Genomic DNA, 937 nt, shown 5'->3' with positions numbered 1-937 from the left:
GGCAGCTGGCCCTGGGCGCGAACGTGGCGCGCGGCGCGCTGGGCGGCGTGCAGGCCGCGCTGGGCGCCAACGTCACCACGGCGGACGCCACCGGGGTGCAGCTGTCACTGGGTGTCAATCACGCGAACGGGACGATGAAGGGCGTGCAGTTCACGCTGGGCCTCAACTCCGTGGCGACGGCCGCGCGGGGCATCCAGGGGTCGGTGCTGCTCAACCGCGCCCCGTCCCTCACCGGCATGCAGCTGGGGTTGATCAACGTGGGCGGTGACGTGTCCGGCATGCAGCTGGGGCTCATCAACGTCGCGGACACGGTGCACGGCATGCAGCTGGGGCTGGTGAACGTCTCCGACGAGGTGCACGGCGCGCCGGTGGGCCTGGTCTCCTACGAGAAGAAGGGCCAGCTGCACCTGGAGGTGTTCGGCAGCGACGTGCAGCTCACCAACCTGGCGCTGAAGTTCGGCGGCAGGCACTTCTACACGACGCTGCTCGCGGGGATTGGACCGGACGACCGCTTCCAGCGCTTCAGCCTGGGCCTGGGCCTGGGCGGGCACATCCCGCTGGGCTCGCGCTTCTGGGCGGACGTGGACGTCGCGGGCAGCCAGGTGCTGTCCACGCGCGACCCGTTCTCCGGCAGGTCCAACGCCCTGCTCACGCAGGCGCGGCTCATGCTGGGCTTCCAGGTGATGCCGAGGCTGGCCGTGTTCGCCGGCCCCACCTACAACGTGGCGTTCACGTGGGGCGAGCCGGAGTTCGCGAAGCTGACCACGCTGCCGGTGCGCTCGCACACCCTCGACGCGGACACGCGCATGCAGCGCTGGCCCGGCTTCCAGGTGGGGGTGCGGCTCTGAGGCTCCGGAGCCCGGCCGGGGCCGCCCTGTCGCGGCGGTCCCGGGTGGGCGGGGCTCGCTCAGCCGACGACGCGGGTGGCGCGCAGGAC

Annotated in this window: 1 pseudogene; it reads left to right on the top strand. The window is 72.3% G+C overall.

The features are described from left to right. A pseudogene (locus ACLEQD_RS44325) lies at positions 1-848 on the top strand (caspase family protein); the annotation flags it as partial. Between the last annotated feature and the right edge of the window lie 89 nt (positions 849-937).

This window comes from Corallococcus sp. 4LFB, from assembly GCF_046520365.1.
Classification (GTDB): Bacteria; Myxococcota; Myxococcia; order Myxococcales; family Myxococcaceae; genus Corallococcus; species Corallococcus caeni.
The sequence above is the reverse complement of the archived record's forward strand: the minus strand, read 5'-3'. Positions and strand labels throughout refer to the sequence as shown.